Here is an 18370-nt window from a genome sequence, read left to right as displayed (position 1 = left end):
CGGCGTATCGCCATGTCGGTGCCGGTCCCTAGACTCTGGGGCGTGAGTTCACCCACGACCGCTCCGCGTCCTGCCCCCGCGTCCGGCTCCGGCGATCCCGGCTCGGGAGACCGGCCGACGCTGCTGTTGCTGGACGGGCATTCGATCGCCTATCGCGCGTTCTTCGCGCTACCGGCGGAGAATTTCAAGACGGTCACCGGGCAGACCACCAACGCGGTCTACGGCTTCACCGCGATGCTGATCAACCTGCTGCGCGATGAGAAGCCGACGCACGTGGCGGCGGCGTTCGACGTGTCGCGCCAGACCTTCCGCGCCGAGGCGTATCCGGAGTACAAGGCCAACCGCAATACCACGCCGGACGAGTTCCGCGGCCAGGTCGAGCTCACCAAGGACGTGCTGGGCGCGCTGGGCATCCCGGTGATGGCGATCGAGGGCTTCGAGGCCGACGACATCATCGCCACGCTCACCACGCAGGCGACTGCCGCTGGTTTCCGCGTCCTCATCGTCACCGGCGACCGGGACTCCATCCAGCTGGTGAACGAGAACGTCACCGTGCTGTACCCGCGCAAGGGCGTCTCGGACCTCACCCGGTTCACCCCCGACGAGGTGATGGCCAAGTACGGCCTCACGCCCGGCCAGTACCCCGACTACGCGGCGCTGCGCGGCGACCCGAGCGACAACCTGCCCGGCATCCCCGGCGTGGGGGAGAAGACCGCGGCGAAGTGGATCCGCGAGTACGGCGACCTGAACACCCTGGTCGAGAAGGTCGACCAGGTGAAGGGCAAGGTCGGCGACGCGCTGCGGGCCAACCTGAGCAGCGTGGTGCTCAACCGGCAGCTCACCGAGCTGATGCGGGAGGTGCCGCTGCCCTACACCCCCGACCAGCTGGCGCAGGGACCGTGGGATCGCGAGAAGATCCATCAGCTGTTCGACGATCTCGAGTTCCGGGTGCTGCGCGACCGGCTGTTCGAGACGCTGGCTCCGCCGGAGCCGGAGGCCGAAGCCGGTTTCGAGATCAGCGGCGGCGCACTGGAGATCGGCGCGGTCGCCGACTGGCTCGCCGAGCACGCGAAAGCCGGTGTGCGCCATGGTGTCTCGATCGTCGGCACCGGCTCGCCCGCCGGTGGCGACGTGCGCGCGCTCGCCATCGCCGCGGGTGACGGCGAGAGCGGCTACATCGACGTCACGGTGCTCACCCCCGAGGACGAGGCGGCGCTGGGCGCCTGGCTGGCCGACCCGGCCGTGCCGAAGGCGCTGCACGAGGCCAAGTCCGCCCTGCATGCCCTGCGCGGGCGCGGGTGGACGCTCGGCGGGCTCACCAGCGACACCGCGCTGGCGGCGTATCTGGTGCGTCCCGGCCAGCGCACGTTCAACCTCGACGACCTGTCGCTGCGCTACCTGCACCGGGAGCTGCGCGCCGAGACCGGCGACACCGCGCAGCTGTCGCTGCTGGACGACGAGGACGCCGCCGACGCGGAGCTGGCGCGGGCGCAGATGCTGCGCGCGCGTGCCGTCGCCGACCTGGCCGACGCGCTCGACGGGGAACTGGCCCAGATCGAGTCCACCCCGCTGCTGGCGGACATGGAACTGCCGCTGCTGGGTGTGCTGTCCACCTTGGAGGCGGCGGGCATCGCGGTGGACACCGACCAGCTCGCGACGTTGCAGCGGCAGTTCGCCGACCGGGTCGCCGAGGCGGCCGAGGCGGCCTACGAGGTGATCGGCAAGCAGATCAACCTCGGCTCGCCCAAGCAGTTGCAGGTTGTGCTGTTCGACGAGCTGGACATGCCGAAGACCAAACGCACCAAGACCGGCTACACCACCGACGCGGACGCCCTGGAATCGCTCTACGAGAAGACCCAGCACGCGTTCCTGGAACATCTGCTCGCGCACCGCGACGCCACCCGCCTGAAGGTCACCGTCGACGGCCTGCTCAAATGCGTCGCCGAGGACGGTCGCATCCACACCACGTTCAACCAGACGATCGCGGCCACCGGCCGGTTGTCCTCGACCGAACCGAACCTGCAGAACATTCCGATCCGCACCGACACCGGCAGGCAGATCCGTGACACCTTCGTGGTCGGCTCCGGCTACGAGTCGCTGATGACCGCCGACTACAGCCAGATCGAGATGCGGATCATGGCCCACCTGTCCGGGGACGAGGGACTGATCGAGGCGTTCAACTCGGGAGAGGACCTGCACAGCTTCGTGGCGTCGAAGGCGTTCGACATCCCGATCTCCGAGGTCTCCCCGGAATTGCGCCGCCGGATCAAGGCGATGTCCTACGGCCTGGCCTACGGGTTGAGTTCCTACGGCTTGTCCGCGCAGCTGAAGATCAGCACCACCGAGGCGAAGGAGCAGATGGAGGTCTACTTCGCCCGCTTCGGCCGCATCCGCGACTACCTCTACGAGGTGGTGGAGCAGGCGCGCAAGGTCGGCTACACCGAGACGCTGTTCGGCCGCCGCCGCTACCTGCCCGATCTGGACTCCAGCAACCGGCAGCGCCGGGAGGCCGCCGAACGGATGGCGCTCAACGCGCCCATCCAGGGCACCGCGGCCGACATCATCAAGGTGGCGATGATCAACGTGCACCGGGCGATGCGAGAGGCGGGCCTGCGCTCCAGGATGCTGTTGCAGATCCACGACGAACTGCTGTTCGAGGTCGCCGACGGGGAGCGGGAGACGCTGGAGGCGCTCGCGCGCGAGCAGATGTCCGCGGCGATCGCGCTGTCGGTGCCGCTGGAAGTCTCGGTCGGCGTCGGCCGCAGCTGGGACTCCGCCGCGCACTGACCGGCGCGAGCGCGCCGCGCCGACATGCCGGGCTCCGCCGCGCGGGCCCGGCATCCGGCATCCGCCGAGCTATCATCGGGCCACCGCGCGCAAGTAAACGAATCACGGTGAACGGGACCCATGTCTCATGCCGCGCGGCCACCTACCGTTGGGCTGGTCATATATAGGGATTCACGCATACCGAGCGCAGGGGATGGCCCATGACTGTCACCGATGAGTACCTGCAGAACAACGCGGCATACGCGAGCACCTTCCAGGGCCCGCTGCCGCTGCCGCCCGCGAAGGGCGTGGCCGTGGTCGCGTGCATGGACGCGCGGCTCAATGTCTACGGCGCGCTCGGCCTCGCCGAGGGCGAGGCGCACGTCATCCGCAACGCGGGCGGTGTCGTCACCGCCGACGAGATCCGCTCGCTGGCCATCAGCCAGCGGCTGCTCGGCACCAGGGAGATCATCCTGATCCACCACACCGACTGCGGCATGCTCACCTTCACCGACGACGACTTCAAGGCGAGCATCCAGGAGGAGACCGGCATCAAGCCCGAGTGGGCGGCGGAGGCCTTCTCGGATCTGGAAACCGATGTGCGCCAATCGATCGCGCGCATCGTCGCCAGCCCGTTCGTGCCGCACAAGGACTCGATCCGCGGCTTCGTCTTCGACGTCGCCACCGGCAAGCTGAACGAGGTGCTGCCCGCGTAGGGGCGAAAACCACACTGCCGCAGTGAGATCCGGGTGCGATCGCCCGGATCTCACTGCGTTTCACGACGGTCGCCGCGCGATCCGCCGCGCCGACGCCGCGCCGAGGTCCACCTCGTCGCGCGGCGGCGCGCCCGCGGAGGAGTCCTCCCGGTGCATCAGCGTCGTCATCCGCTGTTCGAACTCGTGGTGTTCGCCGCCCTGGAAAACCGCCGTGACCTCTTCGAACCCCGCCGCGGCGACCGGGATCCCCGACAGCTCGCGGGTCCAGGGCAGCGCGCGGCCGCCGGTGAGCTTGTTCCAGGCGACTTCGGCGAAGGCCAGCAGGATGAGCAGGACGGCCAGACCCGGGATGGTCGGCGCCACGAGGAGACCCATGTCACCGACGCTAGCCTCCGCCGGGCTGCGCCGTCCTGAACTGCGACGATGGTACTCGCCAGTAGACAAATCGGGCATCGTATGTGGTTGCTATTGCGTCGCGATGTCCCTATCCTCGATCCCGTGCCGAATCCCGCCGACCGCCGCAGCGCAGCGCTCCACGTCGCAGACCGCGACAGCGCTCTGCTTTCGGTGTCGCTCATCGGGCCCTCCGTGGCCGCGCAGGCTACCGCCTCCGTGCCCGAGGTTCGTGCCGAGCTACTTCCGCTCACCGCGATGGTGGCGTCGCTTCCCCGAGTCCTCGTAGTAGCCCGCCGTAGCGGGGTCTGATTCGGGCCGGCCCCCTCGCTGCGGGCAAAAACCACTTGTTAGTGCTGGTCCCCTCTGTCAACTGAGCCACGACATTCTTCGGGAAGACCTACTTTCAATGACCATCCTGACTCTTGATACAGACATGTTCCACGCCGCCGCCCCCAAGGGCCTACGCGCCGAAGCCGCCGGGCTGACCTCGGCGGAATTCCACAGCCGCTACTGCGCGCACGGCGGACCGATCCGGCTCGGCGAGTGGTCGCCCGCCGGCACGCGGACCGCGGAGTTCACCGCCACGCTGGAGTTCGCCGGGCATCTGCGGAGCGTCGTCGCCACCGGCAACCCTGTCGCGGCGATGACCTCTGCCCTCTACGACGAGGGCTACCCCGTCGAGATCCTGCAGTTCCACCAGCGGCGCACCGCCGACGGCACCGCCACCTTCGTGCAGTGCGAATGCAACGGCAGGCGCGGCTGGGGCGCGGCGATCGCGGACGACGGCGCCGAGTCGACCGTCCGCGCCATGATCGCGGGCGTCAACCTGCTCGGCGCGTCCTGACTCAGGGCATCGCACCCTCGGGGCATGCCGCCCTGAGGGTGCGCCCGGCCCCGGACGCGCAGCGGGCCCGGACACGGACTGCCGCTTCCGCGTGTCCGTATCCGGGCCCGAATGAATTCCCTTGCGGCGCGGTGGTTCACCGCGCCGCGCGGATCACTGTCCAGCCTGCTGCTGCTCGGCGAGTTGCTTGCGCACCTCGTCCATGTCCAGTGCCTTGACCTGGGTCACCAGATCCTCGAGCGCCGCGGGCGGCAGCGCGCCGGGCTGCGCGAACACCAGCACGCCCTCCCGGAAAGCCATGATGGTCGGGATGGAGCGGATGTTGGCGGCCGCCGCGAGGCCCTGCTCGGATTCGGTGTCGACCTTTCCGTGCACCACGTCGGGGTGCTTGTCGGAGGAGGCCTCGAAAGTCGGTGCGAAGCTCTTGCACGGACCGCACCAATCGGCCCAGAAATCGACGAGTACCACGTCGTTCCCGGTGACTACCTCATCGAAATTGTGCTGGGTCAGCGTCTGGGTGGCCATGACGTCCTCTCGTTTCGGTGTGCTCGCTATAACGCGGGCTGCTCCGGTTATCTTCCACGGCGGACCCGGCCGACCGGCCACTCGCGCCGCTGATCCCCGTCCCATCGACGGATACCCACCACCGTCGCGGAGAAATCCCGGTCCCGGGCGACGGCGTGGACGGCCTCGCCGAGCTGGAGCGGGGGCACCCGCCTGGCGAGGGTGATGTGCGGAGTCCACGCGTCCGGATGCAGGTTGGCCGGAACGCCGGGGCACGGGGAGATCGTGTGGAAGATCCGGCGGTGCAGGGCGAGCAGCGCCTCGGACGGGACCACCAGCCGGACCAGAATGGGGCGGCGGGCGCCGAAGACCACCAGCCCGCCGAGCCGGACGGGGATCGGCGCGACGGCCAGCTCGTCCAGCGCCTGCTCGATGCGCGGCCAGATCTGCCTGGCCACCCCGGCGGTGATGTGCGGACGATTCGACGCGTCGCCGCGCGCGGCGAGACTCGGCACGCCCGCTTCCGCCAGCAGCTGCCACTGGCGGCGGATCTCCGCGTCGGCGGCCTCGTCGAGCAGTAGTTCGACCGACTGCACCATGGTCCCCCGAAGGTAGCCGCAACCGGCGTGTCCGCGGGCCGGTTCCGGCGGCAGGGCGCGCCGGCGGGAGGATGTTCCGGTGAACGACGCGAATCGACCCCGGCTGGACCGGGCGCTGCGGCTGGGCCTGATCGACGGCGACGGCATCGGCCCCGAGGTGGTGCGAGCGGCCAGGCAGGTCGTCGACGAGGCGCTGTCCGCGGCCGGAGCCGCCCCGGTCGAGTGGGTGCCGCTGGTCATGGGGCATCAGGCCATCGCCGAGTTCGGCACGCCACTGCCGGAGCGGACGCTGGAGCGGTTGGCCGCCGTGGACGCATGGATTCTCGGCCCGCACGACAACGCCTCCTACCCGCCCGAACATCGCGTCGCGCCGGGTGGGGCCATCCGCAAGCATTTCGGCCTCTACGCCAACATCCGTCCGGCGCGGGCTTTCGCCGGCGTGCGCGCCGCGGCGCCCGACATCGACCTGGTGATCGTCCGGGAGAACAGCGAAGGGTTCTACGCCGACCGCAACATGGTCGCCGGGTCGGGGGAGTTCCGGCCGACGCAGGACATCGCGATGTCGGTCGGGCTGGTGACCCGGGCCGCCTGCGAACGGATCGCGCATCAGGCGTTCCGGCTGGCCGCCAGGCGACGCAAACGGGTGACGATCGTGCACAAGGCCAACGTGCTGCCGCTGACCATGGGTCTGTTCCGCGACGTCTGCCGTGAGGTCGCCCAGGAATACCCGGGAATCGAGGTGGACGACGAACACGTCGACGCGGCGGCCGCGCACCTGGTCCGCGCCGCATCCGACTACGACGTCCTGGTCACCGAGAACCTGTTCGGGGACATCCTGTCCGATCTGGCGGGGGAGCTGAGCGGATCGCTCGGGCTGGCCGCGTCGCTGAACTGTTCGGACACCACGGCCATGGCCCAGGCGGTGCACGGCGCGGCGCCCGCGCTGGCCGGGCACAACCGGGCGAACCCGGCGGCACTGCAACTGTCGGCGGCGATGCTGCTGCGCTGGCTGGCGGCCCGGCACGCCGAGGTGACCTTGGCGCGGGCGGGCGAGCGAATCGAACGGGCCGTCGCCGCGGCCTTCGAGGCCGGCATCGCCACCGCCGACCTCGGCGGACTGGCATCCACCAGCGAATTCACCGAGCAGGTGTGCGCCAGGGTGCATCGCAGGTAGCCGGAGAACGTTCACTCCAGGTCGACGCCGATCTCGCGCGGTCCTGCTGGACCAGTTCGCAGCCGGTTCGTCGTTCAGGTGGAGCGCCCGGCCAGTTCTCGCAACCGCGCCCAGTTCAGCGTCGGAGGCGCGACCCGCGTCCCCGGCCGCGTCCGCGGGACCCGCACGCGCAGGGCGCCGGGCGAGATCGCGCAGCGCACGGGCGTTTCGAGGCGCAGGGATTCACCGTCCACGCCGACCGGGATCTCGGCCGCGTCCGCGTCGACGACCACCTCGGTGGCGGTGAGCCGCACCAGACCGCGATCGTGCGCACGGCGCAGCAGACCCACCGCTTGTCGCGTGCTCGCCACCGTGACCGTCACGACGCCGAGCAGGCCCGCGTCCAACCGGGCGCGGCGGCCGAGGCCGGCGAGATCGCCGGTGGCATACGGGCCGTTGCTCACCAGGACCGCCTGCGGCCCGTCCACGGCCACGTTGCCGACGCGCGCTCGCAGCCCGGAGCCGCAGCCGTGCCCGAGCAAGTCGGGCAGCATCCGCAACACGGTCCCGGTCTTGTCGTCGCGGTACTGCGGGCTGCGCACCACCTCCGCGTAGACGCCGAAGGAAGCATTGTTGACGAACGTGCGCCCGTTGATCGTGCCGAGGTCGACCCGGATCTCCACACCGTCGCGCAGCGCCGCCAGGCCGGTGGCCGGATTCTTCGTATCCAGTCCCAGATCCCGCGCGAAGTGGTTCCGTGTTCCAGCGCCGATCACCAGGAAAGGTAGCCGGTATTCCGCCGCGACCGCCGCGACCGAAGCCTGTGTTCCGTCGCCGCCGGCCACGCCGAGCAGATCGGCGCCGCGCTGGACCGCTCGCCGGGCCAGCGCGGCGACATCGATCGGATCCGGGCCGGCCAGCAGGGCCACTTCGGCGCCGAGTTCGCGGGCCTTGCGCGGCAGATCGAACAGCAGGACTTTGCCCCCGCCGGAGCGGGGGTTCATCACGAGGAACGGGTGTTGTGCCGGGGCGGCGGGGAACTCGGGCACCGGCCACTGCGCACGGTCGTCGCGCAATGCCCGGCGCGCGCACACCTGGGCCACTGCGAGCAGCGCGCCGCAGATCAGCATCACCCACAGTTGACGTTCCCGCATGAACAGAAGCACCACCACGATCGGCGACAAGATCGCCAGGGCCGCCGAAACGGCCCGCAACGCGCCCCGGTTGATCAACGACCAGTAGACCCCGGCGACGGTGAGCGCGACGCCGCCGGCCCCGGCGATCAACAGAGCGAGCAAGCCGCGCAGCCCGGCCACCGCGAGCGGCAGCACGACCGCGGCGATCGCGGCGGCGAATGCCGCCCTGGCCCACCACTGCCGAGCGCTCAGCGGCCGCGCCGCGCCGACCTGGGCTCCCGGCATCACGCACCGCCCCCGACCGAGGTCCCGTTGTCCGCCTCGGGCTCGGCCGGTCGCCGCCCGACCCCAGCGGGACGAATCATCAGCGTGCGGCGCGCGCTCGGGAAGCCCGGGTCCGCACCGGGTTCGGCGGGCGGGATCGCCGCAGCTGCCGTACCGCGTTCATGCCGCGCCCGGATCCACGGTGCGCCGCGGTGGGCGAAGCCCACCCGCCGGTGAGGTAGGCGCCCAGCGCGCTCACCAAGCCTGGCACGGCGACCCCCCGCAGCGCGGTCCGCGGCGGCGTCGGCACCGCGGTGGTCACTCGCGTGGGAATCCATGGGTTCCGCACTCCGGGAACGGAGTCGGGGCAGGCGGGACGCGCCCGGGCGCTGCTCAGACCGTCGCCGAGCCGGAGGGCGGCGCTTCGGGGCCGGTGGCCGCGTTCGGCCCGGAGAACGTCGTGTCCGGGTTCCATGTCGCGACGGCCCAGATCACCACGGTGTCGAGCGCGATGATCAGGATGGACCAGCCCGGGTAGTAGGGCAGCCACAGGAAGTTGGCGATGATCGACAGCGCCGCGATGACGATCGCCGACACCCGCGCCCAGGTCGCGCCGGTCATCAACGCGATGCCGACGACGATCATCACCACGCCGAGCGCGATGTGAATCCAGCCCCACGCGGTGAAGTCGAACTTGAAGGTGTACTGCTGGCCTTGGACGAAAAGCTCGTCCTCGGCCACCGCCGATATCCCTTGGAACAACTGAAGGAACCCGATGGTGGTCAGTATGATCGCGGCCGCGATCGATGTGCCTGCGGCGATGCCTTGCCGGACGCGATGGTCTTCTCGATTCACCGGCGTGTGCTGCGACATTTGCGCTTCCCTTCGCGACTGATTCCTATCGGCATGAGCGGTGCGCATACACGTCGTGCCGGAACGGGCTTCGTGCCCCGGGGGGCCGGGCCGGATATTGCACGACCGGGTGACGGTCGGCGGCGTATGACTGAGATTAGCACCGGGATGGCAGGCGAATTCGTAGTTGTCAGTTCCCGGATTCGTGATACCGCTTCGTATTCCGGCGGATATCGATCGGCGCGGCGGCCCGATTCGAACGGATTTCGTCGTTTCGCAACGGAAAAGAGGCTTCCGGTGACCGATATCGATATCGCCGCGATAGGGTTGGTTGACTGTCCCGTTATCGAATCTCCCCCGGTATGCGGCCCAGCCCGCCGCGCCACCGGCCGGGCCCGCGCCACCGAGTGACGGCGGTGCGGGCATGGACCGGATCACCGCGTCGAAGGAACTCGCTCAACTCGGAGCGCCGCTCACCGCGCCACCGGCCGGGCGGGGGGTACCCCGGTCTGCTGCGGCGCCTGCGCGGCGCCCGGTTGCGCGGCGTGGCCGGGCTTTCCCGCCAGTGCATGGGCCTTGAGCTGCTCGAACTCGGCCACGGTGATCGCGCCCGAGTCGAGGAGGGCTTTGGCGTCGGCGATGCTCTCCGCGGGAGACTTGCCCGCGACCTCCCGGATGTATTGGTCGGTGGCCTCTTTGGCCTCGGCTTGGGCCCGCTGGGCGCGCAGCGCCATACCCCGGCCCCGGACGATGAGGTAGACCAAGGCCGCGAGATAGGGGAACACCACCAAGGCGATCACCCACAGGGCTTTGGCGACGCCAGAAACGGAGTGGTCGCGAAACAGATCGACCAGGATCTGGAACAGCACGATCAGGTATGCGACGAAAGCGAATACAAGGATCGTGTACCACACGTAGTCCCAGAACGAATCCATGATGAACCTCCTCGGGTGAGCCCGCGGCGTATGCGAATCCACGGCTCACCATGTTCTGGATCGGGCCGTCGGGCGGCCCGGTGGCCGGAAAACAAACCTTCCTCTGTGCGCGTGCCGGGCTCTGCCTGTCGTACGCCGATTCGCTCGGTAGGCCGACCCGCATCGGTGCTCGGGGCGGGCGTCGGTGCGAAGCGCTCGAGAAAGAAAACGTTTCACCGGCGCCGTGCCGCTCGAATATTCGAGAGCACATCAATTTTCGAGTGTCCGGACAGGTCGTTCGCTGCAGCCGTCGAGCCGGAGAAACTCGTCCGGCCCGAAAAGACCGGCAAATAATCATCGACGCTGGCGGAGACGTCGTCAAGATTTCCGGTGAATTCGCCGGCTGCGCGGGGGCCTCGCGCACGGAGCCGGTGTCGCAGCGGTGTCCTGCATGGTATGTGACCACTGTGCCCGTGAGCCGCGGCCGACGCCCCGAACAGCGCGTGCGGGAAGCAGCGGCACCGCGCCGACGCACCCGGCGGGTAGGGTCTCGCGCCGGTGCACCGGCACGGGGTCGCGCGAGCAGATCTTGTTGCTGTTGCATTACTGTCCAGCGCGGAGCGGCCCGGTCGCTTAGATTGCCAAACGGGTGATGACGCCCGGGTTGCGTGGATCCGAAATGTGGAGGGCTGCTGTGTCTGATCGTTCGTTTCTCGGCAGGCGCGCCCTGCGAGCCGCCGCGGGCGCGCTCGCCGCGGGCGCGCTGGTGCTGACCGGATGTACCACGAACACCGAGGACACCGGCCCCTCGGTGGCGAAGGTGCAGGTGGAGAAGGTCGACGAGATCGCGGCGCAACTCCCCGACAAGATCGAACAGTCCGGCAAGCTGGTCGTCGGAGTGAACATCCCCTATCAGCCGAACGAGTACAAGGACGCCGGTGGCCGGATCGTCGGCTTCGACGTGGACCTGATGGACGCGGTCGCCTCGGTGCTCGGCGTCAAGGCCGAGTACGTCGAGTCGGCCTTCGAGAAGATCATTCCTTCGATCCAGGCGGGCACCTACGACGTGGGCATGTCGTCGATCACCGACTCCAAGGAACGCGAGCAGCAGGTCGACTTCACCACCTACTTCAACGCGGGCATCCAGTGGGCCCAGCAGAAGGGCAAGCCGGTCGACCCGGAGAACGCGTGCGGCAAGAAGGTCGCCGTGCAGGCCACCACCGTCGAGCACACCGACGAGGTGCCCGCCAAGAGCGCCAAGTGCGTCGCCGCGGGCAAACCCGCCATCGACATCAAGTCGTTCGACGAGCAGAGCGCCGCGACCAACGCGCTCGTGCTCGGCCAGGTCGACGCCATGTCGGCCGACTCACCGGTGACGGCGTACGCGATCAAGCAGAGCGACGGCAAGATCGAGAACGCGGGCCCGGTGTTCGACTCCGCACCCTATGGCTGGGCCGTGCCCAAGGGCGCGCCGCTGGCCGCCGTGCTGCAGAAGGCGGTCCAGCACCTGATCGACACGGGCAAGTACCTCGAGATCACGAAGAACTGGGGCGTGCAGGAAGGCGCGATCGCCAAGTCCGTCGTCAACGGTGCCGTGAGCTGATCGATGACGGACAAAGACACTCGGCCTGCGCCCGGCGATCCCGGGCCCGGCGGAGCGGACTCGACGCGGGAGCCGGAGCCGATCAAAGCGGTTCCGCTGCGCAGGCCGGGGCGCTGGATAGCGGCGGCGGTCATCCTCGTCCTGGTGGCGCTGTTCGTCTACGGCGCCGCGACGAACCCGGCCTATCGCTGGGACACCTACGGGAAATACCTGTTCGATACCAGGATCACCGCGGGCGCCGTCGTGACGCTGGAGCTGACCGTGTGCGCGATGGCGATCGCGGTCGTGCTCGGAACGACGCTCGCCGTGATGCGGCTGTCGCCGAACCCGGTGCTGCGCAGCTCGGCGTGGGTGTATCTGTGGATCTTCCGCGGCACCCCGGTGTTCGTGCAGCTGGTGTTCTGGGGACTGGTCCCGTCGCTGTACAGCCGGATCCAGCTGGGCGTTCCGTTCGGGCCGCAGTTCTTCCACCTCGACGTGCAGCAGTTGCAGGCCGCGTTCGCCTTCGCCGTGCTCGGCCTGGGACTCAACGAGGCGGCCTACATGGCCGAGATCGTGCGGGCCGGGATCAACTCCGTCGGGGAAGGGCAGCGGGAGGCGTCGTTCGCGCTCGGCATGTCCTGGAGCCAGACCATGCGCCGCACGGTGCTGCCGCAGGCCATGCGCGTGATCATCCCGCCGACCGGCAACGAGCTCATCGGCATGCTGAAGACCACCTCGCTGGTCACCGGCATCCCGCTGAGCACCGATCTGTTCGGCCGGGCGCGCGACATCTACGGCGTGAACTTCCAGCCCATTCCACTGTTGCTGGTCGCCGCCACCTGGTATCTGGCGATCACGAGCGTGCTCATGGTCGGGCAGTACTACTTGGAGCGCTACTACTCGCGCGGCGTCTCCCGCACGCTGACCACCAAGCAGCTACAGGAACTCGCCGACGCGCAGCAGGGGGAGAAGGCGAAATGAGCGTGGACGTCGCGAAGACCACGGCCCTTCCCATGGTGGTCGCGGACCGGGTCTGCAAGAACTTCGGCGCCCTGCAGGTGCTCAAGGGCGTCTCCCTCGAGGTGGGCCGCGGCGAAGTGCTGTGCCTGATCGGGCCGTCCGGCTCGGGCAAGTCCACCTTCCTGCGCTGTATCAACCACTTGGAACAGGTGAACGCGGGCCGGCTCTACGTCGACGGCGAGATCGTCGGCTACCGGGAGAAGAACGGCAAGCTCTACGAGATGCACCCGCGCGAGGCGGCCAAGCAGCGCCGCGAGATCGGCATGGTGTTCCAGCATTTCAATCTGTTCCCGCACCGGACCGCGCTGGACAACGTCATCGAGGCGCCCACCCAGGTCAAGAAGGTGCGCAAAGCGGAGGCGGTGGCCAGGGCGAAGGAGCTGCTGGACCGGGTCGGGCTGGCGGACAAGGCGAACGCCTACCCGGCGCAGCTGTCCGGCGGTCAGCAGCAGCGCGTGGCGATCGCCCGCGCCCTGGCGATGGATCCCAAGCTCATGCTGTTCGACGAGCCGACCTCCGCGCTGGACCCGGAGCTGGTCGGCGAGGTGCTGACCGTCATGCGGGAACTGGCCGAGTCGGGCATGACGATGGTGGTGGTGACCCACGAGATGGGCTTCGCCCGCGAGGTCGCCGATCAGCTGGTCTTCATGGACGGCGGCGTGGTCGTCGAGGCGGGGCCGCCCCGGCGCGTGCTGGCCGATCCGCAGCACGAGCGCACCAAGGCATTCCTCTCGCGATTGCTCTGACACCCGCCCGCCGAACGCCGGTAGGAACCTCGGCGGTCGGGCGGTGTGCCGCCATCGGGTCCAGCGGAGACGCGCGGCCGGGTTCACGTGTCGGCGCGCAAGGCGATGCGCAGCTGCCCGAGCAGCACTTTGGCCGCGGGGCTCGCGGGATGGTCGGTGCGCCACGCCAGCGCGAGGCGCCCGCGCGGTTCCGGCTCGATGATGCGGACGGTGCGCACCCCGAAGGACGCGGCCTCCGCGGCGGTGAGTTCGGGCACGACGGCGATGCCGAGACCTCGGGCGGCCAGGCGCAGCAGCAGCGCAGGCGCCGCCGCCTCGTAGGCGACGGCGGGCTCGAACCCCGCCGCCGCGCAGGCGCGCTCGAACACGCCGCGGATACCGGTGCCCGGTGTGAGGCAGATCAGCGGGCGATCCCGCAGCGCGGTGAGCGGCAGCTCCGCGCCGTAGCCGGGGTCCGCCGCCGCGACCGCGGCCACCAGCGCGGTCTCCAGCACCACTTCGATGCCGATGGCCGGGTCGAGTTCCGCGCCGGTCATCCCGATCAGGGCCATGTCCAGTTCGCCTCGGCCGAGGGCGTCGAGCATCCGCTCGGAGGTGTCCTCGGTGAGGCTGATGGCGACCTGCGGGTGGTCGTGATGAAAGTCCGCGAGCACGGCCGCGACGTCGAATTCCTCGACCGCGGCCCCAGAGATCAAGCCCACCCTGACCTGCCCGCGCAGCAAGCCGGTGAACTCGTCCACCGTGTGACCGACCCGCTCGGCGGCGGCGAGCGCCGCCTGCGCGTGCGGTAGGACGGCGGCGCCGACCTCGGTCAGCGTGACCGTGCGTCCACCCCGGTCCAGCAGCGGATGACCGAGTTCGCGCTCCAGTTGGCGGATCTGGGCGCTGAGCCCCGGTTGGGCCAAGTGCAGCCGAGCCGCCGCGCGGGTGAAGCTCGCTTCCTGGGCGACGGTGACGAAATAGCGTAGGTGGCGCAGCTCCATAATTGATCATTATAGGGATCAGAAGAACTATCTGTTTTACTTCTTTCTCCTGGCCGGGCAGGGTCGAAGTCATGGGAAACAACACCGCACAGATCGAAGACAACAGCGATATCTTCACCGGCCCGGTGTTCCGTCCGGGCGACGAGGGCTACGACGCGGAGGTCGCCGGGTTCCAGACCGCCTACACCCATCGGCCCGCCCTGATCGTCGGCGCCGCGCACGCCGAGGACGTGCGCGCGGCCGTGGAATACGCCGCCCGCCACGAGCTGCCGATCGCCGTGCAGGCCACCGGCCACGGACTGTCCGTCGCCGCGGACGGCGGCGTGCTGATCAGCACCCGGCGCATGACCGGCATCCGGATCGACCCGGTCCGCCGGTCCGCGCACGTCGGCGCGGGAGTGCGAGCGGGCGCGCTGGTCGAAGCGGCGGCCGAACACGGGCTGGCTCCGTTGAACGGGTCGTCGCCGTCGGTGGGCGTGGTGGGCTACCTGCTCGGCGGCGGCGTGGGGCTGCTCGCGCGCAGGTTCGGGTACGCGGCCGAGCACGTGCGATCGATCGAGCTGGTCACCGCGGACGGCCGGGTGCGCACGCTGACGCCGGAGGACGAGCTGTTCGGCGCCGTGCTCGGCAGCGGGGGCAATTTCGGCGTCGTCACGGGCATGGAGGTCGGCCTCGTCCCGGTCACCACGGTCTACGGCGGACAACTGATGTTCGATACGCCGCTGGTGGAGCGGGCTCTGGACGCATGGCGGCAGTGGACCGCGACCGTGCCGGAGGAACTCACCTCGACGGTCACGATGCTCGCCTTCCCCGACATCCCGCAGGTGCCCGCGCCGCTGCGCGGACGGTACGCCGCCTCGATCCGGATCGCCTACCACGGACCTGCGGAGGAAGGGCAACGGCTGGTCGCGCCGCTGCGGGCGGTCGGGGAGCGGCTGAAGGACGACCTGCGCGAGATGCCGTACACCGAGTCGCACACCATTCACAGCGATCCCGACCATCCACATGCCTACGCCGCCACCAACGCGCTGCTCGGCGAGTTCACCGGCGAGACGGCCGCGGCCCTGCTCGCCGTCGCCAGCCCGGATTCCGGCGCGGGAGCGGTCGTCGATGTCCGGCATCTCGGCGGCGCGCTGGCCCGCCCGAGCGACGCCCGCATCGCCGTCGACCATCGCGAGGCCGCGTACGTCGTGCGGATCATCACCGGCCCCGAGGACGCCGCCGCCCGCGCGGCGATCCGTGCCGCGCTGACGCCGTGGACACTCGGGCACAGCTTGAACTTCCTCTACGGCGCGGGCGCCGAGGCGGACGAAGAGCAGACCCGGGCTGGGTACGCGCCGCAGACCTACGCCCGGCTGGCCGCGCTCAAGGCCCAGCACGATCCGCGCAATCTGTTCCGTTTCAACCGCAACATCCGGCCGGACGCCGGGTGATCGCGCCGCCGCCGCGCCTGTTCGGCGCGGCGGCAGCATGCTATCGTCGTGATATCACTCTGATATTGGGAGGATGTCATGCAGTTTCGCTCCGCGTTCCACCTCGACGGCTTTCTGGTGCTGTTGGGCTGGTTCGTGCTCACGGTCCTGTTCGGCGGCGGCGCGGCGCTCGGTTTCGCCGTCGGCGCCAGGAACGGCAACGGCATCGCCGTCGCCGGGGCGGTGGCGGCCACGGTGGTGGTCGTCGTCCTGCTGTTGCTGGCCACCGGCTTGACCGTGGTGAACCCGAACGAGGCCAAAGTGGTGCAGTTCTTCGGCCGCTACGTCGGCTCGGTGAGCGAGCCGGGCTTCTACTCGGTGCTCCCGCTGACCGATCGCAAGAGCATCTCGCTGCGCGTGCGGAACTTCGAGACCCAGAAGCTCAAGGTCAACGACGCCGACGGCAACCCGGTGGAGATCGCCGCGGTGGTCGTCTACCGGGTGGTGGACAGCTTCAAGGCCGCCTTCGCCGTCGACGACTACGAGGAGTACGTGGAGACCCAGTCCGAGGCCGCCGTCCGGCACCTGGCCACGACGCACCCGTACGACGCGCACGAGGCCGACCGCACCAGCCTGCGCGACGGCGCCGAGGTGGCCGAGGAGCTGACCGTCGAACTGCGCGAGCGCACCGAGATGGCCGGCATCGAGGTGCTGGAGGCGCGGATCACCCATCTCGCCTACGCGCCGGAGATCGCCCAGGCGATGCTGGTGCGCCAGCAGGCCGCGCAGGTGGTCGCCGCGCGGACCAGAATCGTGGAGGGCGCGGTCGGCATGGTCGGTCTGGCGCTGGAGCGGCTGGCCCAGGAGGGCATGGTGGAACTGGACGAGGAGCGCAAGGCGGCGATGGTGTCGAACCTGCTCGTCGTGCTGTGTGGCGACCGCCCCACCCAGCCCGTCGTCAACGCCGGTTCGCTTTACTCCTGAGGCGGGGGCTGCCCGTGGCCGAGCGCAAGAAACTGCTGCTACGCCTGGATCCGGCCGTCCACGACGCCATCGCGAAGTGGGCGGCCGACGACCTGCGCAGTATCAACGCCCAGATCGAGTACGCGCTGCGGCTGGCGCTCGAGCAGGCCGGGCGTAAACCGAAGTCGCAGTGACACGACCTCGATACCGATCAGAGATGGTGCCCCGGCCCGATGGCGCGAAGACTTGCAAGGTGTCAGCAAATCTCCGGCCATCGGAACCGAAAGGGGAAATGATGACCACGATCGTGCATATCGACGACACCGTGCGCGACTACGACACGTGGAAGCCCGCCTTCGACGGTCTCGAGCAGTTCTTCGCGGATGCGGGGGCCCGCAACTGCCGGGTGGCACGGTTCACGCACAACCCCAATCGAGTGCTCGTCGAGCTGGACTTCGACACCATGGCGGAGGCCGAAGCCTTCCGGGACGAACTGCACAAGCTCATCGACCTGCCGCGGACGCAGATGCTGCTGGTCAGCCACGAGGTCTCCCTCCTGGAGCTGGTCGACGACCGCCGCCTCACGGTCCGGGCTTCCTCGTGACGAAGATGGCCGTACCGGGAAACAGTTCGCCGCGCAGCGGGCTCCACTGTCCCCATTCGCGGTCGAGCCATTCCGGCCACTCCGGTTCGACGATGTCCTCCAGCGCCAGTCCCGCCGCGACGATCTCCCTGACCCGGTCGCCGATGGTCCGGTGATGCTCGACGTAGGTGGGCACGTCGTCGCCGTCGACCTCGACATATGGGGTGCGGTCGAAGTACGGGATGGTGGCGGTCAGGCCTGCGGGACCGGGATCGTCCGGGAAGATCCAGCGCATCGGGTGGTTCACCGAGAACACCCAGCGGCCGCCGGGCCGCAGCACCCGCGCCACCTCGCGCATCACCAGCGCCGAGTCCGCGACGAACGGCACCGCGCCGAACGCCGAGCAGGCCAGATCGAACGACGCGTCCGCGAACGGGAGAGCCTCGGCGTCCGCTTGCACCAGCGGAACCCGCGGGCCACCGCGCGCCATGACCGCGAGGCCGCGCTCGAGCATCCCGCGCGACAGGTCGAGCCCGACAGGCCGCGCGCCCTGCCCGGCCAGCCAGCGCGAGCACGGAGCCGAGCCGCAGCCGATCTCCAGCACCGCCTTGCCGGTGACGTCGCCGAGGAATCGCATGTCGCCCTCGTGCAGGCCCTCCGGGCACCACACGAACTCGCCGCCGGGGGAGTCGACGCCGAGGAACTCCGCGTGCGTCTCGTGGTATTGCGCGGCGTCGGCGTCCCACCACCGCCTGCTGGCCAGTCTGCTGGCCGCCGAGCCGATCCGGGTCCGCACCGTGCCCGCCGTTCCGAGCTGTGCGTTTGCTTGCGCATGGCGATCTTCCGACACGCCGATCAGACTATCGGCGTGGCGACCCGACCGGTTTGCCCGCCCGGACCGAGGTCGCGTACGCTGAACGCGCGAGTGTCTTCC

General features: G+C 69.6%; 20 protein-coding genes. 11 read left to right on the top strand and 9 right to left on the bottom strand.

What is annotated here, in order from left to right; all coding sequences use genetic code 11:
• Positions 1-42: 42 nt before the first annotated feature.
• Positions 43-2787, top strand: a complete 2745-nt coding sequence (gene polA, locus ACWDMM_RS21265) for a DNA polymerase I (RefSeq protein ID WP_449939016.1) — start codon at positions 43-45, stop codon at positions 2785-2787.
• Between the two features lie 200 nt (positions 2788-2987).
• Complete coding sequence (locus tag ACWDMM_RS21260) at positions 2988-3482, top strand: beta-class carbonic anhydrase (RefSeq protein ID WP_195082749.1); 495 nt, start codon at positions 2988-2990, stop codon at positions 3480-3482.
• A gap of 60 nt (positions 3483-3542) precedes the next feature.
• On the opposite strand, the gene ACWDMM_RS21255 is transcribed toward ACWDMM_RS21260, so the two are convergent.
• Complete coding sequence (locus ACWDMM_RS21255) at positions 3543-3857, bottom strand: DUF6191 domain-containing protein (protein WP_449939014.1); 315 nt, start codon at positions 3855-3857, stop codon at positions 3543-3545.
• 427 nt (positions 3858-4284) lie between these two features.
• On the opposite strand from ACWDMM_RS21255, the gene ACWDMM_RS21250 reads away from it, so the two are divergent.
• Complete coding sequence (locus ACWDMM_RS21250) at positions 4285-4722, top strand: 2-isopropylmalate synthase (RefSeq protein ID WP_195082751.1); 438 nt, start codon at positions 4285-4287, stop codon at positions 4720-4722.
• Between the two features lie 153 nt (positions 4723-4875).
• On the opposite strand, the gene trxA is transcribed toward ACWDMM_RS21250, so the two are convergent.
• On the bottom strand, positions 4876-5247 hold the full coding sequence (gene trxA, locus ACWDMM_RS21245; protein ID WP_067808360.1) for a thioredoxin: 372 nt from the start codon (positions 5245-5247) through the stop codon (positions 4876-4878).
• A 47-nt stretch (positions 5248-5294) separates the two neighbouring features.
• A complete protein-coding gene (locus ACWDMM_RS21240) occupies positions 5295-5825 on the bottom strand; it encodes a 2'-5' RNA ligase family protein (RefSeq protein WP_449939011.1) in 531 nt (176 codons plus the stop codon).
• 79 nt (positions 5826-5904) lie between these two features.
• Between ACWDMM_RS21240 and ACWDMM_RS21235 the strand changes: the two genes are divergently transcribed.
• Positions 5905-6999: an isocitrate/isopropylmalate dehydrogenase family protein gene (locus ACWDMM_RS21235; protein WP_195082753.1), complete on the top strand. Its 1095-nt coding sequence runs from the start codon at positions 5905-5907 to the stop codon at positions 6997-6999.
• Positions 7000-7073: 74 nt separating this feature from the next.
• On the opposite strand, the gene ACWDMM_RS21230 is transcribed toward ACWDMM_RS21235, so the two are convergent.
• The 4 genes from ACWDMM_RS21230 to ACWDMM_RS21215 form a co-directional block, all read right to left on the bottom strand.
• Positions 7074-8399: a diacylglycerol/lipid kinase family protein gene (locus ACWDMM_RS21230; protein ID WP_195082754.1), complete on the bottom strand. Its 1326-nt coding sequence runs from the start codon at positions 8397-8399 to the stop codon at positions 7074-7076.
• A gap of 79 nt (positions 8400-8478) precedes the next feature.
• Positions 8479-8700, bottom strand: coding sequence for a hypothetical protein (locus ACWDMM_RS21225; RefSeq protein WP_195082755.1), 222 nt, complete (start codon positions 8698-8700; stop codon positions 8479-8481).
• A 71-nt stretch (positions 8701-8771) separates the two neighbouring features.
• Positions 8772-9251: a DUF7144 family membrane protein gene (locus ACWDMM_RS21220; RefSeq protein WP_195082756.1), complete on the bottom strand. Its 480-nt coding sequence runs from the start codon at positions 9249-9251 to the stop codon at positions 8772-8774.
• Positions 9252-9703: 452 nt separating this feature from the next.
• Positions 9704-10165: a PLDc N-terminal domain-containing protein gene (locus ACWDMM_RS21215; RefSeq protein ID WP_449939007.1), complete on the bottom strand. Its 462-nt coding sequence runs from the start codon at positions 10163-10165 to the stop codon at positions 9704-9706.
• 658 nt (positions 10166-10823) lie between these two features.
• On the opposite strand from ACWDMM_RS21215, the gene ACWDMM_RS21210 reads away from it, so the two are divergent.
• Genes ACWDMM_RS21210 through ACWDMM_RS21200 form a run of 3 tightly spaced genes read left to right on the top strand, consistent with a single transcriptional unit; the run spans position 10824 to position 13495 of the window.
• Positions 10824-11747, top strand: a complete 924-nt coding sequence (locus ACWDMM_RS21210; RefSeq protein WP_195082758.1) for an ABC transporter substrate-binding protein — start codon at positions 10824-10826, stop codon at positions 11745-11747.
• Between the two features lie 3 nt (positions 11748-11750).
• The gene (locus ACWDMM_RS21205) at positions 11751-12710 is read left to right on the top strand and encodes an amino acid ABC transporter permease (protein WP_195082759.1); all 960 of its coding nucleotides are present in this window, start codon (positions 11751-11753) and stop codon (positions 12708-12710) included.
• 32 nt (positions 12711-12742) lie between these two features.
• Entirely contained in the window at positions 12743-13495 is a 753-nt protein-coding gene (locus ACWDMM_RS21200; protein ID WP_195082841.1) for an amino acid ABC transporter ATP-binding protein, read from the top strand.
• An 83-nt stretch (positions 13496-13578) separates the two neighbouring features.
• On the opposite strand, the gene ACWDMM_RS21195 is transcribed toward ACWDMM_RS21200, so the two are convergent.
• Positions 13579-14478: a LysR family transcriptional regulator gene (locus ACWDMM_RS21195; RefSeq protein WP_195082760.1), complete on the bottom strand. Its 900-nt coding sequence runs from the start codon at positions 14476-14478 to the stop codon at positions 13579-13581.
• Between the two features lie 71 nt (positions 14479-14549).
• Here ACWDMM_RS21195 and ACWDMM_RS21190 point away from each other — a divergent pair, with 71 nt between their 5' ends.
• From ACWDMM_RS21190 to ACWDMM_RS21175, 4 genes are all read left to right on the top strand, one after another.
• Complete coding sequence (locus ACWDMM_RS21190) at positions 14550-15911, top strand: FAD-binding oxidoreductase (protein ID WP_449939004.1); 1362 nt, start codon at positions 14550-14552, stop codon at positions 15909-15911.
• A gap of 78 nt (positions 15912-15989) precedes the next feature.
• Positions 15990-16874 carry an SPFH domain-containing protein gene (locus ACWDMM_RS21185; RefSeq protein ID WP_195082762.1) on the top strand — a complete coding sequence of 295 codons (885 nt, stop codon included), beginning with the start codon at positions 15990-15992 and terminating at the stop codon, positions 16872-16874.
• Between the two features lie 14 nt (positions 16875-16888).
• The gene (locus tag ACWDMM_RS21180; protein ID WP_168434213.1) at positions 16889-17047 is read left to right on the top strand and encodes a toxin-antitoxin system HicB family antitoxin; all 159 of its coding nucleotides are present in this window, start codon (positions 16889-16891) and stop codon (positions 17045-17047) included.
• Between the two features lie 101 nt (positions 17048-17148).
• Positions 17149-17457, top strand: a complete 309-nt coding sequence (locus ACWDMM_RS21175; RefSeq protein ID WP_195082763.1) for a hypothetical protein — start codon at positions 17149-17151, stop codon at positions 17455-17457.
• Here ACWDMM_RS21175 and ACWDMM_RS21170 read toward each other — a convergent pair.
• The gene (locus ACWDMM_RS21170) at positions 17435-18286 is read right to left on the bottom strand and encodes a class I SAM-dependent methyltransferase (protein ID WP_195082764.1); all 852 of its coding nucleotides are present in this window, start codon (positions 18284-18286) and stop codon (positions 17435-17437) included. The two genes, ACWDMM_RS21175 and ACWDMM_RS21170, sit on opposite strands and share 23 nt — an antisense overlap.
• Between the last annotated feature and the right edge of the window lie 84 nt (positions 18287-18370).

It is taken from the genome of Nocardia sp. NPDC003726, assembly GCF_053586955.1.
This window is presented reverse-complemented; position numbering and strand designations above follow the sequence as displayed.

Coding starts and splice junctions, on each gene's coding strand:
- ACWDMM_RS21175 (WP_195082763.1), top strand. CDS start 17,149: ATGACCACGATCGTGCATATCGACGACACCGTGCGCGACTACGACACG.
- ACWDMM_RS21240 (WP_449939011.1), bottom strand. CDS start 5,825: ATGGTGCAGTCGGTCGAACTACTGCTCGACGAGGCCGCCGACGCGGAG.
- ACWDMM_RS21200 (WP_195082841.1), top strand. CDS start 12,743: ATGGTGGTCGCGGACCGGGTCTGCAAGAACTTCGGCGCCCTGCAGGTG.
- ACWDMM_RS21195 (WP_195082760.1), bottom strand. CDS start 14,478: ATGGAGCTGCGCCACCTACGCTATTTCGTCACCGTCGCCCAGGAAGCG.
- ACWDMM_RS21230 (WP_195082754.1), bottom strand. CDS start 8,399: ATGCCGGGAGCCCAGGTCGGCGCGGCGCGGCCGCTGAGCGCTCGGCAG.
- trxA (WP_067808360.1), bottom strand. CDS start 5,247: ATGGCCACCCAGACGCTGACCCAGCACAATTTCGATGAGGTAGTCACC.
- ACWDMM_RS21185 (WP_195082762.1), top strand. CDS start 15,990: ATGCAGTTTCGCTCCGCGTTCCACCTCGACGGCTTTCTGGTGCTGTTG.
- ACWDMM_RS21260 (WP_195082749.1), top strand. CDS start 2,988: ATGACTGTCACCGATGAGTACCTGCAGAACAACGCGGCATACGCGAGC.
- ACWDMM_RS21250 (WP_195082751.1), top strand. CDS start 4,285: ATGACCATCCTGACTCTTGATACAGACATGTTCCACGCCGCCGCCCCC.
- ACWDMM_RS21205 (WP_195082759.1), top strand. CDS start 11,751: ATGACGGACAAAGACACTCGGCCTGCGCCCGGCGATCCCGGGCCCGGC.
- ACWDMM_RS21190 (WP_449939004.1), top strand. CDS start 14,550: ATGGGAAACAACACCGCACAGATCGAAGACAACAGCGATATCTTCACC.
- ACWDMM_RS21255 (WP_449939014.1), bottom strand. CDS start 3,857: ATGGGTCTCCTCGTGGCGCCGACCATCCCGGGTCTGGCCGTCCTGCTC.
- ACWDMM_RS21210 (WP_195082758.1), top strand. CDS start 10,824: ATGTGGAGGGCTGCTGTGTCTGATCGTTCGTTTCTCGGCAGGCGCGCC.
- ACWDMM_RS21215 (WP_449939007.1), bottom strand. CDS start 10,165: ATGGATTCGTTCTGGGACTACGTGTGGTACACGATCCTTGTATTCGCT.
- ACWDMM_RS21220 (WP_195082756.1), bottom strand. CDS start 9,251: ATGTCGCAGCACACGCCGGTGAATCGAGAAGACCATCGCGTCCGGCAA.